The following is a 15,325-nucleotide window of genomic DNA, read 5'->3' on the forward strand; positions in this document are numbered from 1 at the left end:
TCCCTCCCTGCCCATACGTTGAAACAGTTTAGGCGTTCAATGCGCGGCGCTCGCATCTTGAATCTGGCGTTACCCTTTTCTCCCCGACCTATGCCCTTATCCGTCACTGGTTCCAATCGATCACCATCGACCTATGGCGGCGCATCTAGTTTCTGACCGAAGCTTGCCGATTAAGCGAGCGAACGATGGTGGCCATGACCGACAGACCCCGTCTACTTATGAAGCGAACCGATCCTGAATATCTTGCACGCCTCCCCTCGTTCTGGTCCGGGTGGTGCCCCGCATCAGCACATTTTGTCAAGATACTCACTGCCGTACTGAAGCGTTTGTGGGGAAAACACACAACGCCAATTTTGCTCTGATTACTGCGCAAACGATTGCTTATACTCTGTGCACCTCTTTCTCCGAGGCGCAACGTATGCGGCAGGAATGGCTTGAATATCTCCAGCGAGTCGACTGGAACACTCCGGTGACTTTGGCGCTGACATCAGCGGCAGTCGGTTCTGTCATAACGCTCACCTGGATTTCAGCGAGGAATGCCAGGGAGCGCAAGCGTCAGCGACGCGACACTGCACTGGAACTAGCGTTATCGCTGGAAAGCTACGCCCGAACCTGCCGGACAATGATGCATAAGGCCACCTGGGCAGCAGCGGAGCCAGTCGGCCATATGAACCGCGAAGCCAGTAAAGGCGTTTCCATTCCCGCCTTTGCCTACCCGCACAGGCTTCACTGGCATGTCTTAAGCCGCAAAGTTATCTCCGAGCTCCGTGAGTATCCGGCGACAGTGCACGCCGCTCGGGAGTATGTGGAAGCGTTTCGCGAATTCGGCGAGCCAATCGACCTTTGTGGTCAGGTTGAATTCGAATGTGCGAAGGCTGCGATAGCAGCGCTAGCACTTGCTCGGGCCACGCGCCGGCGGCACGGAGCCGCGAGGTGGAAGCCGGGCGCCAAAGACTCAGCCTTGGAGCGCGAACTGTCCGACTTCATCGCGAACGCTGAAGAAAAGCGCAAGGAGTCGCTCGAGCTTCGAATGGAGTCTACAGTCGATCGACGAGTTGACGTGCAACGCTTCAAACAGGTGCTAAGCGCCTGAAACATCGCGAGCTCGGATCCCCCCGCGCGGATAGTTTCCGTAACCGACCCCCTTGCCGTCATTCGGGCCACCGCGAGAGCAACGGCTGTTTCCAAGGTCCAACGGACATTCGCTCGCGCGGGTCGACTGCCATCGAACGGCATTTCCTGCCGTTCGATGGCCAACCGTGATCGGTCCGCCGGAAGCCTCTTACCTTTGGCTCACGACACCATCGCAGCAGCTGGCAGGTTGCGGCTAGGGCAAACGCCACTGATCGGGCCATCGCGGCACGCCTTCTGAAAACACAATGCCCCGACGTCTGCTTTATAGGAGGCCCGGGGCGTTTTTAATTGGCTCAAGTTATTGTGCAATGCGTTTGAAACTGGCGTAGTAATCGTCGGTGTAGTAGCAGTCGCCGGTCTGCCTGCGCGGTCCACCACATACGATGCGGCGCTGCCCGCGATCCGCCGAGCCAGGCGTGCGAACTGTGTATGCGTGGTAATAGCCGCGCGGATGCTGCGGCAGCAATACCGCGCTGTTGCGGAACAAGACACCGTCCTCGCCAAAAGGGAAAGGGCCGCCCGCTTTGATCAGACGCAGTGTTTCGGCTGCTTCCCCCGGCAACTGCGCCTTAGTGACGGCGGCCGGCACGCTGCGCCCCTGCGCGCCCGATGCGGCGGGTGTGTCGCTCGCGGCCTGCCCAAGCTGAACCGGCGCCTGACTCGCGGATGCGCCCGATTCCTGAGTAGCGTTTCGCGATCCGTCCTTGCCGCATCCGCCGAGGATAGCGCTCAAGGCGAGGATGCAGGAGAAAGCCCACGCTCGCTTCACGATACGGTTGTCTCCTGGTTGACTAGCATTCGACGATCACGGACGATTTAAGGGTATCGCTAACGGCAGAGCGAATCAATGTTCGGCGGACATAGAAATTTTTTACTCGACAACCAGGCCGATGCGCGGTTCTAGGCGTTCGAGAAATAGGCGGATCAAGCAGATTGCGGTGAGAATCGTTTTATCGTCGATTGGTGCGAAAAACTTATGTGATGAAGCCTCGTAAGATGCATTGTGGTGCGCGACAATTGGGAAGTCCGCTCGTCGCATCATAGTTGTCGCGACGCCCGTCAAATCGATGGCTTACGCGTCGCAAAACTCGGCCGCGAATTGAAACCCGGTACGCTGCTGCCCGATGCACTTTTGAATGGCGGGTAACGTGCAAGCCAAGTCGGAAGCCCACTGTCAGCTATTGGCCGCGGGCAGCCTGTCAGCCAAATATTGAAATATTCTTGGGCACGTTGGACACCCAAGGCACAACCTTAGACCGCAAGCTTGTGCGATATCCGGGGCAGTGATCTGAGCGGTCCGCTCACGTCGACAAGATATCCTTTGACTGGATCCGCTTTACGCCCACGCGATCCATGTTTTTTCGCGCAGCCGCAAGTGAGCCGTTGAGGTCAATCGGACGCGTTGCGTCTTCGATGACATAAGCTTCGAACCCCGCCTTGCGGGCGTCCATGGCTGTCCATGCAACGCAGAAGTCAGTCGCCAGTCCGGTCACAAACACGGTGTCAATACGCCGCTGCTTCAGGTATCCCGAGAGGCCGGTTTCTGTCTTGTGATCGGCTTCCTCAAACGCGGAATAACTATCCATGTCCTTGTGAAAACCCTTGCGTATGATTACTTGTGCAGTCGGCAGCTTGAGGTCCTTGTCGAGCGCAGCGTCATCGGTGCCTTGCACGCAATGGTCCGGCCACAAGACCTGTGTGCCGTACGACAACTGCGTCGTCTCGAACGGCTTCTTACCGGGATGGGAACTGGCGAACGACGCGTGTCCCGCCGTGTGCCAGTCCTGCGTAATGACAATGTTCTCGAACTTGCTAGCCAACTCGTTGATGAGTGGGACGACCTCGGCGCCGCCTTTCACTGGCAACGTTCCGCCATCGATGAAGCAATTTTGCACGTCCACGACGATCAACGCAGATTTGCTGCCGGGCTTGATGTGTTTGCCTGATGCAGCCGACGCTGCCAAAGCGCTCAGGCTTCCAAGGCCAAAAAGATGGGCCAGACCGAGCGCGGCGGTCGACTTGATCAGTGTCCTGCGATGGTTTTCTCCCACGGCGAATCCCCTTTTCGATCGAAGCCACAATCATAGAGGCGCCAAATTTATTCCAGACTTCATCTTAATGCACCTGTCTCGCCGAAAGCCCCCGCATAAACAGTTGCACAAAGATTCGCTGAATAGTTTGATGTCCGGGAAATGCCCTTTGCGTCAGCACGGGATATGCGAAAGAACGCCACTTTGTCGGCAATCTCAGGGGTGACGTTCGACGTCTCCACCAGGCCGCTCACTGCCGATTGGCCCCGTCAGCTTCATGCGTGGATGATCCCACTATCACAGCAAGATGATGAATTTCCCCGGGCACGTCGGACACCCTGGACGCGGACTTATCTGACACGGGTTTCAGCCTGTCCAATGTAAATCGCCAAGTGGGTCTCCCCGCGCATTGGTTACCTGTCCGACGGATTAATCGTTGATTGGCGTAGCCGGTTCAAAGACATCCTCCGACACCCATTGCATGTCAATAATCGGCATAGGTACCGTTCGCCCGTTGATTTGTGCATCGGGCAACCGCAAGAGATATCGGGTCCGTGGGCCAGACTGTGTTGCGCCAATGGTCAGCTCGGACTTCACTTCGAGCCACCGGTCGTAGCCGAGCAGCCACGTAGTGGTGAGCTTCTTCAATTCGGCTCCATGAAGCAAGCTCGTAGGCGCAATGGTATAGACAGACATTGTGCCCTTGCCCCATGAAGACTCATGGGTGAGGACCGGGCCGTCCGAAAGAGACGTGTCGGTAATCGAGCACTCACGTTCCGGCGGCGGTTTGCAATAGTTTGTGAATCTCATCGACGCAATGTCGCCCATCGATATCGTGGCTCCGTCACCATCAAGCCAAGCCAAGCTACGCGATGTCCATCTGAATGTCGTGCTGCTTTCGAGCCTCATTGATGTATAAACGATAGGCAAATCTCCGGGGCGGCCCTGTACCCAGAACTCCAGCAGGACACCTTGCGCGGGGCTAAAGCGAAGGTGCCTTGGCCACGATGCATACTCGCGTAAAGCATCAGGCTGATCAGCGACGGTTATCCGATAGAAGGACTCTCGTACGGTGTGCCCACATCCGGAAATCAGAACGACACACAGTAGCGCCGCAGTCGTAAGGATTCCGCGAGTATTGCTCATCGCTTCTCTGCTCCGGGATTGCAGTGCCCCGGATTGTCGAGGATCCAGGCGAGGTTGTCGATCGTCCGAAAGTGGCCGACCTCCGTCCACCACAGCGGCCGCCTGACGAAGCAAATTCCACTTTGCACAGGCCGGTGAAAGACTATTTCGCATCGTCCAAACCTTAACTTGTATGCCTTACCGTCCAACTTTGCGCTGCGCCATGTACGCAAGATAGGCGACTATCAGATCGATCTCGCGATCGCTCAGTTGGTCCCGCGGGAAAGCGGGCATGGTCCGGCCGGGCCAGTCTCGAACCGATGCCGGATTGCGAATGTAGCGGCGCAATGCCGCGGGCTGGAAGTACTCGACTGGATTCATCGGCACGTTGAGGTCGGGGCCGGTGTCCGCGCTGCCCGCGTGGTTGAGTCGATGACAGGCAAGACACTGAGTGATGAACAGGCTTTGGCCCGCGCGGATCGGATCGGTTGCCGGCAGCGCCGGATCGACGGCGAGCACCGGCCAACGCGCGGATGGAGATGCTTGCGTAGCAAGTTGCGCGATCTGGTAAGGCCACTGCTCGCTGCGCACGGATGCCGCTTCCCTGCCAACCCAGACCAAGTAGAACGGTCCCGCGCTGACCGGCTTGCCCGGCAGCTTCGGCCATGGCTGCGCCGGGTCCTCGACCGCGAGCCATGCGACGGCTGTCGCAGGATCACGGTTGCGCACGAGGTCCATCGGCAGTTGCGCGGCGAAGCCGTCGGTCGCACGTGCCTCGAGCACGCTGTCCGCGGGTAACGCCGCACTGTCGAGCAGGTCGGCCAGCGGCACTGCGCGGTAGGTCGTCGACATACCGTAGGCGACATCTCGCGGAACTTGAATCTCGGCAGCATCCGGACGCGCCAGCAACGCCCCTTGGCTAAACGACTGGGTCTTGCCGCCTATCGTAAGTTCGATCATGGGCTGCGCGGCCGCACAATGCCCGATCACGCTAAGCGTCAGCAGCAATACCGCAAACAACACGCGTTTCGACATTTGTCCTCCGTGCATGGTTGTTGCCGGCGACGGCGGCGGCAACTTCGCCGAAGCCGCCGGGAAAGACAAGCCGCCGATTCATTCGACACCGATGAGCGGATTATGTCAGCGGTACCGAATCGTCGGTAGCGCGCATGCTGTCTATGCGAGCCGATGGGCGCATGGAGCTGTGAGATGCGAATCCCGTCACGGGCCCATCTTCTTTCCCGCCTCGCATGACGTCACAGCAACCACAATCGCTTCACGTTCGCGCGCCGCACCGGACCCACGAGGGTCAGTCGGACTCTGTATGTGGAGGACTGCTACTCGATCTTGGACGCACATTCGTGCCAGATGGTGCCTGCAAACCGGGTACCCCTTTCATCACGACCTCTCGCACGCGAAAGCCGCGCGGAAGGCAGCGCTGCAGTTCCCCAATTTGCTGACTACGTTCCAACGGCATGCCGAGCATGCACGACATGGCCCAACAAGTTCGAGCCGGTTCCCCTGACAGTTATGTATCGTCGAAGCCAACTCGTGCGCGAGCGGACAACAGCGGGATGTCAGCCAGAGGCGTCCCTCAGCGCTTCAATTCGCCGACGCGCAATCCGGTCGCGGCCGAAGTTAAAAAATAAATTGTAAAGTACGCTACAAACGCGTAGTTTACTTTACATGAATACCTTAACCACCTGGGCCGTACTGGTCCTGACTTTTCCGACCGAGAACGCCACCGCGCGCATGCGGGCGTGGCGGGCGCTTAAAGCAAAGGGGTGCGCCGTCCTGCGCGACGGCATCTACCTGTTGCCGCACACCGCGGAGCGCGAGGACATACTGCGCGAACTCGCTTGCAGCATCGACGAAGCCGGCGGCACCGCGCATCTGCTGCGCGCGCAAAGCCTCGACGCGTCGCAGGAAGCGGACTTTCGCGCACTGTTCGATCGCAATGGCGACTACGCGACCTTTGTCGCATCACTGGGCACTGCACGGAAAACGCTGGGAGGACTGCCGCCGGCTGAGGTCACCCGCCTGTTGCGCCGCCTGCGCAAGGACTATGACGCGATCCGGACGATCGACTACTTCCCGGGCGCTGAGTCGACCGACGCCGAAGTCGCCTGGGAAGACTTTCTGGCGCTCGCAGATACGGTCCTGTCGCCGGGTGAGCCGCATGCGGCCGAGCGGGCCATCCGGCCGCTGCGGCGCGACGACTATCAGGCTCGCACGTGGGCAACGCGGCAACGGCTATGGGTCGATCGCGTCGCGAGCGCATGGCTGATCCGTCGCTTCATCGACCCGACGGCACGGTTTCTCTGGCTGGCTTCACCGGAGGCCTGCCCACCGGATGCGATCGGCTTTGACTTCGACGGCGCGGTCTTTACGCACGTGGCCGAGCGCGTGACGTTTGAGGTGCTGGTCGTGAGCTTCGGCCTCGACGACGACGCGGCACTTCTTCGGCTCGGTGAAATGGTGCACGCGCTCGATGTCGGGGGCGCACCGGTGCCCGAGGCAATCGGCTTCGAAGCGGTGATGGCCGGCGCGCGTCAACGCGCGCTGGACGATGATCAACTGCTCGACGAGATGGGTCGCGTGCTGGATTCAATCTACGCGCACTTTAGGGCGAGCACCAAAAACGGCGACGCGGGGAGCCGTTCATGAACTCCACGATCGCGGCCGCACCGGGCTATACCCTCGGCCAGTTGGTCCTTTACATGCTGCGGCTCGGGACCTTCGGTTTTGGCGGCCCGGTGGCGCTGGTCGGCTACATGCACCGCGACCTCGTTGAGCGCCGGGGCTGGATCAGCGAACAGGACTACAAGGAGGGGTTGGCGCTGGCTCAAATGATGCCGGGTCCTCTTGCCGCACAACTCGGCATTTACCTCGGCTACGTCCATTACCGCGTCATCGGTGCAACGCTGGCCGGTATCGCCTTCGTGCTGCCTTCGTTCCTGATGGTCGTGGCGCTCGGCTGGGCCTACGCACAGTTTGGCGGCCTCCCCTGGATGCAGGCGGTCTTCTACGGCGTGGGTGCCGCGGTGGTCGGAATCATCGCAATGAGCGCGTACAAGCTGACCAGGAAGACCGTCGGCACAGACAGAGTTCTGTGGGCAATATTCCTGACGCTCGCGGTTGTGACCGTGGTCACCCAGTCCGAGATCGCATGGCTGTTTATCGTGGGTGGCCTGCTCAACTGGTTCTGGCGCGCCCCACCGAAATGGCTCGGCAGGGGCGGGCTGAATGCGCTTGCCGTGACGCAGGCGCCCGGCATGAGCGGTGTCCTCAGTGGTCTTGACCTGCCGCTGCTCGGCCAGGTCGGCCTTTTCTTCGCCAAGGCCGGCGCGTTCGTGTTCGGCTCGGGACTCGCGATCGTGCCGTTCCTCTACGGTGGCGTCGTGACCGAACATCACTGGCTCAACGACAAGCAGTTCGTCGACGCGGTCGCCGTCGCGATGATCACGCCCGGACCGGTTGTGATCACGGTCGGCTTCATCGGTTACCTGGTCGCAGGATTCTCGGGTGCCTGCGTCGCCGCGCTCGGGACTTTCCTGCCCTGCTATCTGTTCACGGTGCTGCCGGCGCCGTACTTCAAGAAATACGGCAAGTTACCTGCCGTCAAGGCGTTCGTTGACGGCATCACGGCCGCTGCCGTGGGCGCCATCACGGGATCGGTGATCGTCATCGCGCGGCGCTCCATCGTCGACTGGCCGACGGTCGTGCTTGCGCTTGTGACGGTTGTGCTGCTCTGGCGTTTCAAGAAGCTGCAGGAGCCGGTGATTGTCGTTGCGGCTGCCCTGTTTGGTCTTGCTGTCTATCCGCTCATCCATTAGCACGCCATCCGACGGCACGCGCGTGCGCGCATTTCTACGAGGATCGCAATCATGGCAACACGTCGTACCTTCCTGCAAGACACCGCTGCGCTCGGCGCGGGAATCATGCTGACCCAGGCACAAACGGTACGTGCAGCAGAAGAGCCCGCTTACACCGACAAGCTCACAGACGCGGACGGAAAGTATGCCGCTGGACCGCTGCCATTCGCCTATGACGCGCTTGAACCCGTTATCGATGCGCGCACCGTCGAACTGCACTACAACTTTCACCACAAGCCCGCTGTCGTTGCCGCGAACAAGGCTGAAGGCGGCCTGGCGAAAGCGCGGGACTCAAACGATTTCGCGCTGGTGAAGTTCTACGAGAAAGAACTCGCGTTCCAACTGTCCAGCCACATCCTGCACACCGTTTACTGGACCAGCGTGTCGGGCAAAGGCGGTCAACCGACGGGCGAGCTGGCAAAAGCGATCGACAGGAATTTCGGCTCCTATGCAAAGTTCAAGGCGCAACTGGTTGCCGCGACGATTGCTGTAGAAGCATCCGGCTGGGGTGTCGTTGGCTACCATCCTGCAGCGGGCAAGCTCATGATCCTGCAGTGCGAGAACCATCAGAAGCTGACCGCTTGGGGCATTCAACCCATCCTCGTCCTCGACGTGTTCGAGCACGCGTACTACCTGAAGTATCAGAACCGGCGCAATGATTACGTCAATCAGCTGTTTAGCCTCATCAACTGGGACAACGCGACCCTCAGAATGCAGGCGGCATCGCCCGCGCGGAGACTGTCATGACATGGATGACGCGCGAGCGCCCTGAACCCGACTGACTAGCTATGAAGGAACGACTCGCTATGCCGTCGCGCTGGGTTCCGGCAGCCAGAAGCAGGAGTTACTGATTGACGAAGGCGCAAGGGTGATCGCCACTGACGCTGGCGAAGACGACGATTGAGCGAGCGCCACCCGCGGCTCATTGCTGCGCGGTGAACACACTGATGAAACTCGCATCATGAATGCACTTTGGACTCGGCCTGCTGCTCGTTGGCTACTTTCTGTCGCGTGCGCTATCGCTGCCGCGCTGGGGGGTGTGGTGTTCTCCGCGTCAGGTGCGAGCGACGGTCTTGAATTGAGCGGCCTGTCGTTGAAACAGCTCGCCGACGTTCCGCTCGGCGGACGGCCGACCCGACTCGACTACGCAAGCCTTGACCCGGACCACCACCTGTTATTCATTGCCCATCTGGGCGACGGCGAGGTGGTCGCGTTTGACACGCGCGCAGCGCGCGTGATCGCCCGGATTCCGGAGGTGGCCTCAGTGCATGGCGTGTTAGCGATTCCCGCAATGTCACGCGTGTATGCGTCGGCCACCGGTTCAAATGAGATCGTCGCGATCGACGAAACCACGCTAAAAATTACCGCGCGCATGCCGGGCGGCAGCTACCCGGACGGCATGGCCTACGCGCCCGATGCGCATAAACTCTATGTCTCCGACGAAACAGGCGAGACTGAGACGGTGATCGACATTCGCTCGAACACGCAGATTGCGACGATCCCGCTTGGTGGTGAAGTCGGCAATACCCAGTACGATCCGGTTTCCCGCCACATCTTTGTGAACGTGCAATCCCGGCAGCAACTGGTCGAAATCGACCCGGCCAACGACCGGATCGTTGCGCGCATCAATCTGCCCGGCGCGCGGGGCAATCACGGACTGCTGATCGAACCGCAGCAACGGCTTGCTTTCATCGCGTGTGAAGGCAATGACAAGCTGCTGGTGCTCGACATGCGCACGATGCGCGTCACGTCGTCCTTCGAGGTCGGTCAGGATCCGGACGTCCTGGCCTTCGACCCGCAACTGCATCTGCTCTACGTCGCTGGCGAAGCCGGGATCGTCTCACTGTTCAAAGCCGACGCGGGCAACGTCTCGAAGATCGGCGACGGCCGCATCGGCCCCAACGCGCACGTCGTCGCGGTGGATAACTCGACGCATCGTGCCTACTTCCCGCTCAAAAATGTTAAGGGACAGGCGACGTTGCGCATCATGGCGCCTCAAGGCTGAGGCCGTGGGGCGCTCGGGGCGGTCAAACACTTCGGCGGATGGCAGATTCGCTGCCTGTATCCGGGACTACAGGTAAGTGGCGGTAAAGACGAAAGAGTCGGAATGCGTAGTGCCAACCGGCTGATCGCGAAGTTGTTCGCGCTCAAGTGGCCCCCAGGATGCAGGCGCGTGCGGAGGATGACATGAGTCAAACTGAACCGGCCAGGGTGGCCGTACTGTGGCGCGGTGATCATGAGGCGCGTCAAAGTGCGACATCGGCGAATAACCGCTTTTATCGCATCTTCGAAGAACTGACGGCGATCGGTATCCAGGCGCAACCCGCCGTCTATTCCGACGAGATGGTGGACGAGGTGCGTGAACAGCTCCTGAATGTTGATGGCGTACTGGTATGGGTCGACCCGATTCATGACGGGCAGACCCGGGTAGCGCTCGACGCGATGTTGCGGGAAGTGGCATCGCGCGGACCCTGGGTCAGCGCCCACCCTGACGTTATCCTGAAGATGGGCGTCAAGGAAGTTTTGCATCGCACCAGGCATCTCGGCTGGGGCACGGATACCCATCTCTATCCCACCAGATCTGCGTTCCAGTCCGAGTTCCCGTTGCGGCTTGAATCGGCAGGGCCGCGTGTGCTCAAACAAAACCGGGGCAATGGTGGTCAGGGGGTCTGGAAAGTCGAACAAATCTCGCCGCCGGGCAGCGACACCATATTGGTTCGAGTTCTGCATGCACGCCGAGGGAGCGTGCCGGAAGAGATAACGCTTCACGATTTCATGGCGCGCTGCGAAGCATACCTCACGCCTGACGGTTGCATTGTTGACCAACCCTTTCAGTCACGCTTGCCAGACGGCATGATTCGCTGCTACATGGGAACAGACGAGGTTGTCGGGTTTGGACACCAGTTGATCAAGGCGCTGTTGCCGCCACCACCGGAAGGACCCGACTCTGACGCTGCGCAGCCCGGGCCACGGATCATGCACCCCGCCTCGGCGGAACCCTTCCAGGCCCTCAGAGCGAAAATGGAACTCGAATGGACGCCGCAAATGATGGATATCCTGAACATCGACAGCGATTCGCTACCGATTATCTGGGATGCTGACTTTCTTTATGGCCCGCGCAACGAATCGGGCGAAGATACCTACGTACTCTGTGAGATCAACGTCAGCTCGGTTTTCGCCATACCAGAGCAGGCACCGGCAGCCATTGCTCGCTTGGTGAAGGAACGTCTGCGTAAAAAATACCCATCGAACTGACTTTCCCTCAGATGGCGAGCAGCATGATTTGTGCAGCCAAAATCGTCATCGCAGCCCCCTTGAAACGGTGATGGCTGCAGTTGGGCAAAATGGCCAAGGCCACGAAAGTCCGCTCGAGGGCGAACTTCGATCATTCGCCAGGCGCTAGCGATTGGCCGTAGGTAGCACGTATCGACCGAAGAAGCTCGCGCGATGGCGTTCGGTCTCGCGGCAGAGGAAGGGCTGTTGTGCGGCACGTCGACGGGCGCCAACGTGACGGCGGCCCTGCGGCTCGTCGAGCCGTCCAGGGCCGAAGGCGACGGACGTCACCATCTTGTGCGACACAGGCAGGAGGTGCCTAAAGACTCTCCAGCAAAGACTCTCCAGCAAAGTCTCGATACCACGCATTCCTGTCGGTTAGCAATCCGATTATTTCAATTGGCATACGCCGTCCGGCGTCCATGCTCTTTGTCTGCTAGACCACCAAACGGCCCGGGCTGCGTTTCTCCCGGCGCAAACGTTGTCCTATGCTGAAGTGCGACCGGGCGATGACATCGAAAGATTCATGCCCGTTCCTTCGGGATCTTCCGACTCCTGTTCCCCGCAACGAAGGGACGTGCCGGCGCATGCGCGTCGCCGCGGCTTTCGGGCTTTCGTATTGCTACCCAGAGAGGTCAGGTATGAGCACGCCCACCGAAACGATGGCCCTCAAAATCAACGACGCCGCATCCGGCAGCGGACAATCGACGGAGCTTCGTCCATTCGGCACAGCGGCCCCAAGCGACACGGATCTCCAGGATCTTCAGCAGCGTTTGCTGGTCGCGGTGAACAACGTCAGAGTCACGGGCACGCCCGAGCAGAACCAGATGCTCGACTATCTGTTGAATCAGGCGCACAACCAGACCGCCGATCTCGTGAGCGGCGATACGAATTCGTCCCCGGTGCATCACATCCTTTCGAACGTCAAGAGCCTGCTGATGCATGCGCAGGTGATGCCCACATCGACAGGCGGCGTGGCCGTGTCCTCGGTATCCGATGAAGGCGACCTTGTCGGCAAGAATCCGTACGAATCGCTCGATGTGCGCTGGACTGAATCCGCCGTGTGCTGGCTCGAGCATTTCTCACCGCAAACAAAGGCGGACTTCCGCACCGCCCCGCGGACGACCGCGATGGGCGGCGATGTATCGATCGCCGTCGCGGGAGACTGGGGAACCGGCTTCGACTATCGGACCGACGGAGTGCCCACGCCCGCCGAGAAGGTTGCCAATCAGATCCGCGCACTCGCGCCGACCTACACGGTCCACCTTGGCGACGTCTATTACGCGGGCACCGGCGTGGAAGAGCAACGGAACTTCATCGGCAAATGGCCTCCAGGCGCGGGTGGAAGCTTTACGCTGAATTCGAACCATGAGATGTATTCGGGCGCGCAAGGCTATTACTCCGTGCTCGATGGCGACGGCGATTTCGCCGCGCAGAATAGGAACAGCTACTTCGCGCTGACAAACGCTGACTGGCTCGTCATCGGCCTCGACACCGCCTATCACGCCGACGAGATTCATCTCTATCAGCACGGTTTTCTGGATCCGGACCAATGCGCGTTCGTCGACGATCTGATCGCGACGAATCCAACGGCCAAACGCGCCATCCTCCTCACTCACCACAACGGCCTGTCGGTCGACGGAATGACGCCGAGCGCTCTATGGGGGCAAGTCGCGCCACGCTTCGCGGGACTGGAACTGTGGTGGTACTGGGGGCACATGCACGCGGGCATCGTGTATAGCGACCGGGGTACACGCGCTCAGATGCAACCGAACAGCATTGGCGGCGGCATCATCCATGCGCGTTGTGCCGGTCACGGCGCGGTGCCCGCGGGCGAGCCCAATTCGCTGGTCGCCAATCCGAGCGCGGTGTGGCATGAGAACCGCACGGTGGCCGACCTGCTCTATCCTGGACGCGTATACAACGGCTTGGTAGCGCTCACGCTGAACGGCGCCGATCTCACCGAGGAGTTCATCGACGAAGAAGGGGCCAAGGTGTACGCAAGAACCTTCCTTGCGAAATGACCACGCGTGTGCGTCCGTTCATGCTGATTCAAGATCGTGGAGGCGATCATGCCCGGTATCCCTTATGACGCGACCCGCACCGCGCTGGAGGCGCCGCAATTGCGGGCCACCGTGTTCGTGGCCGGCACGGACTATGACGACGTGGCGTTGTCCGTCGAATTCGCGCGGCTCGCCTACATGCATTACGAGGACGGCGGGGCCGAACTCGATCGCCTGAAAGAAGGGCTCGGCCGCGTGCGATTCGACGATGTCGTCATCTTCGAGGACGCCGCCACCGGCACGCAAGGCTACGGCGCGTCGCGATCCGTGGACGGCCTGTGCGTGCTCGCGTTTCGCGGCACGGAGCCGACTCAGCTCTCCGATCTGGGCGCGGATCTGCAATTCAGCCTGACCGACTGGACCGAAAAGGCGGGCCGCGTGCACAAGGGATTCGCGTGCGCGGCGCGCAGCGTCTTCGCCTCGGTGAATCAGTGGCTGGAGCAAACGCGGGCCGCACGCAGGCGGCTGATCGTGACCGGCCATAGCCTCGGCGCGGCCATCGCCACGCTGTACGCGAGCGTGATCGCGCCAGACAAGCTCGTCACGATCGGCTCGCCGCGCGTGGGCGATGCGGATTTCGTCGCGACGCTCGCCGGCATCGACATGACACGCCTGGTCGATTGCTGCGATGTCGTCACCGAACTGCCGCCCGCGGTCGCAGGTTACGTTCACGCCAGCGACGCTGCCTACCTCACGCGGGACGGCGTCCTCGCTTCCTCAGCGGATCCGGACTTCGTGCGCGACGACCGCCTCGCCGCGCGCACGGATTATCTGCGCAATTACGCATGGAAAACTGGCAATGTGGTGTTGCGCGATCTCGCCGATCACGCACCCATCAACTACGTGCGCTGCTTCATGTCGTGAGGCGTGCTAGCTGTCCCACGCTGGAAAGCCGAAAGCCCTCAAACAGAGGGCTTTCATTTTTACTAGCGCTTCCAAACTTTATTGCAACGCGTGGTCCGGATTTTCCAATCTTTATTGCACTTTCCGAACTATCTCGTCACGCTTCAGAAACCTTAAGCGCCGAAATTCTTCGACGCAAAGTCCCAGTTCGCAATGTTCCAGAACGCTTCAATGAACTTCGGACGCGCGTTGCGATAGTCGATGTAATACGCGTGTTCCCACACGTCGATGGTCAGCAGCGCCTTGGCGTCGGTGGTCAGCGGCGTAGCGGCATTGCTGGTCGACACGATGTCGAGCGAACCGTCAGCCTTCTTCACGAGCCACGTCCAGCCCGAGCCGAACGTGCCGGTCGCGACCTTGGTGAACTCTTCCTTGAACTTGTCGAACGAACCGTACTTGGCATTGATCGCGTCGCCGAGTGCGCCGGCCGGAGCACCGCCACCCTTGGGCGACAGGCTGTTCCAGAAGAACGTGTGATTCCAGATCTGCGCCGCGTTGTTGAACACCCCGCCCGACGCCTTCTTGACGATTTCTTCGAGCGACAGGTTTTCGAATTCGGTACCCGGAATCAGCTTGTTCAGGTTCGTCACATAGGTTTGATGATGCTTGCCATAGTGATACTCAAGCGTTTCTTCCGACATGTGCGGAGCGAGCGCGTTCTTGTCGAACGGCAACGGCGGGAGGGTATGTTCCATGGTGCGAGCTTCCTTCTATGATGATTTTGGGGGACGTGAGGAGTGAGGCAATGGAGCACTCGATTGTAGGCGAGTTGGGATAACCCCGCAAATTGCGGGTTTTTATGAGCAGTATCGATTACGAAGCTTTAACGTCGGCGTAAAAAATGCTCGAACGTTCCATCTAAGCCGTCAAAAATACGGGCTTTGAAGCACCCGCGTTTGTCATGTTTGTCATGTGAACATCG

At 60.0% G+C, this 15,325-nt stretch carries 13 protein-coding genes; 8 read left to right on the forward strand and 5 right to left on the reverse strand.

Features of this window, described 5'->3' with window-relative positions; genetic code table 11:
- Window positions 1-274: 274 nt before the first annotated feature.
- Window positions 275-1,093, forward strand: a complete 819-nt coding sequence (locus tag M0D69_RS22295; RefSeq protein WP_301784078.1) for a hypothetical protein — start codon at window positions 275-277, stop codon at window positions 1,091-1,093.
- 339 nt (window positions 1,094-1,432) lie between these two features.
- Here the strand turns inward: M0D69_RS22295 and M0D69_RS22300 are convergent, their stop codons facing one another.
- The 4 genes from M0D69_RS22300 to M0D69_RS22315 form a co-directional block, all read right to left on the reverse strand.
- A complete protein-coding gene (locus tag M0D69_RS22300; RefSeq protein ID WP_301784079.1) occupies window positions 1,433-1,903 on the reverse strand; it encodes a ribonuclease in 471 nt (156 codons plus the stop codon).
- A 532-nt stretch (window positions 1,904-2,435) separates the two neighbouring features.
- Window positions 2,436-3,185 carry a nicotinamidase gene (locus M0D69_RS22305; protein WP_301784080.1) on the reverse strand — a complete coding sequence of 250 codons (750 nt, stop codon included), beginning with the start codon at window positions 3,183-3,185 and terminating at the stop codon, window positions 2,436-2,438.
- A gap of 408 nt (window positions 3,186-3,593) precedes the next feature.
- On the reverse strand, window positions 3,594-3,992 hold the full coding sequence (locus tag M0D69_RS22310; RefSeq protein ID WP_301784081.1) for a hypothetical protein: 399 nt from the start codon (window positions 3,990-3,992) through the stop codon (window positions 3,594-3,596).
- Between the two features lie 495 nt (window positions 3,993-4,487).
- On the reverse strand, window positions 4,488-5,324 hold the full coding sequence (locus tag M0D69_RS22315) for a cytochrome c (protein WP_301784082.1): 837 nt from the start codon (window positions 5,322-5,324) through the stop codon (window positions 4,488-4,490).
- A 651-nt stretch (window positions 5,325-5,975) separates the two neighbouring features.
- Between M0D69_RS22315 and M0D69_RS22320 the strand changes: the two genes are divergently transcribed.
- The 7 genes from M0D69_RS22320 (at window position 5,976) to M0D69_RS22350 (ending at window position 14,364) form a co-directional block, all read left to right on the forward strand.
- A complete protein-coding gene (locus tag M0D69_RS22320; RefSeq protein WP_301784083.1) occupies window positions 5,976-6,956 on the forward strand; it encodes a chromate resistance protein ChrB domain-containing protein in 981 nt (326 codons plus the stop codon).
- Window positions 6,953-8,125 carry a chromate transporter gene (locus tag M0D69_RS22325; RefSeq protein WP_301784084.1) on the forward strand — a complete coding sequence of 391 codons (1,173 nt, stop codon included), beginning with the start codon at window positions 6,953-6,955 and terminating at the stop codon, window positions 8,123-8,125. The genes M0D69_RS22320 and M0D69_RS22325 overlap by 4 nt, the downstream gene beginning before the upstream one ends.
- A gap of 105 nt (window positions 8,126-8,230) precedes the next feature.
- Window positions 8,231-8,911: a superoxide dismutase gene (locus M0D69_RS22330; protein WP_301784085.1), complete on the forward strand. Its 681-nt coding sequence runs from the start codon at window positions 8,231-8,233 to the stop codon at window positions 8,909-8,911.
- A 214-nt stretch (window positions 8,912-9,125) separates the two neighbouring features.
- Window positions 9,126-10,169, forward strand: coding sequence for a hypothetical protein (locus M0D69_RS22335; protein ID WP_301784086.1), 1,044 nt, complete (start codon window positions 9,126-9,128; stop codon window positions 10,167-10,169).
- 182 nt (window positions 10,170-10,351) lie between these two features.
- A complete protein-coding gene (locus M0D69_RS22340) occupies window positions 10,352-11,419 on the forward strand; it encodes a Cj0069 family protein (protein ID WP_301784087.1) in 1,068 nt (355 codons plus the stop codon).
- Between the two features lie 659 nt (window positions 11,420-12,078).
- Entirely contained in the window at window positions 12,079-13,461 is a 1,383-nt protein-coding gene (locus tag M0D69_RS22345; RefSeq protein ID WP_301784088.1) for a metallophosphoesterase, read from the forward strand.
- A gap of 48 nt (window positions 13,462-13,509) precedes the next feature.
- Window positions 13,510-14,364 carry a lipase family protein gene (locus M0D69_RS22350; protein WP_301784089.1) on the forward strand — a complete coding sequence of 285 codons (855 nt, stop codon included), beginning with the start codon at window positions 13,510-13,512 and terminating at the stop codon, window positions 14,362-14,364.
- 152 nt (window positions 14,365-14,516) lie between these two features.
- Here M0D69_RS22350 and M0D69_RS22355 read toward each other — a convergent pair whose 3' ends face one another.
- On the reverse strand, window positions 14,517-15,098 hold the full coding sequence (locus M0D69_RS22355; RefSeq protein ID WP_301784090.1) for a superoxide dismutase: 582 nt from the start codon (window positions 15,096-15,098) through the stop codon (window positions 14,517-14,519).
- Window positions 15,099-15,325: the final 227 nt, after the last annotated feature.

It is taken from the genome of Caballeronia sp. SEWSISQ10-4 2 (assembly GCF_030464885.1).
Taxonomy (GTDB): Bacteria; Pseudomonadota; Gammaproteobacteria; order Burkholderiales; family Burkholderiaceae; genus Caballeronia.

Coding starts and splice junctions, on each gene's coding strand:
- M0D69_RS22310 (WP_301784081.1), bottom strand. CDS start 3,992: ATGGGCGACATTGCGTCGATGAGATTCACAAACTATTGCAAACCGCCG.
- M0D69_RS22345 (WP_301784088.1), top strand. CDS start 12,079: ATGAGCACGCCCACCGAAACGATGGCCCTCAAAATCAACGACGCCGCA.
- M0D69_RS22340 (WP_301784087.1), top strand. CDS start 10,352: ATGAGTCAAACTGAACCGGCCAGGGTGGCCGTACTGTGGCGCGGTGAT.
- M0D69_RS22325 (WP_301784084.1), top strand. CDS start 6,953: ATGAACTCCACGATCGCGGCCGCACCGGGCTATACCCTCGGCCAGTTG.
- M0D69_RS22335 (WP_301784086.1), top strand. CDS start 9,126: ATGAATGCACTTTGGACTCGGCCTGCTGCTCGTTGGCTACTTTCTGTC.
- M0D69_RS22330 (WP_301784085.1), top strand. CDS start 8,231: ATGCTGACCCAGGCACAAACGGTACGTGCAGCAGAAGAGCCCGCTTAC.
- M0D69_RS22315 (WP_301784082.1), bottom strand. CDS start 5,324: ATGTCGAAACGCGTGTTGTTTGCGGTATTGCTGCTGACGCTTAGCGTG.
- M0D69_RS22320 (WP_301784083.1), top strand. CDS start 5,976: ATGAATACCTTAACCACCTGGGCCGTACTGGTCCTGACTTTTCCGACC.
- M0D69_RS22350 (WP_301784089.1), top strand. CDS start 13,510: ATGCCCGGTATCCCTTATGACGCGACCCGCACCGCGCTGGAGGCGCCG.
- M0D69_RS22355 (WP_301784090.1), bottom strand. CDS start 15,098: ATGGAACATACCCTCCCGCCGTTGCCGTTCGACAAGAACGCGCTCGCT.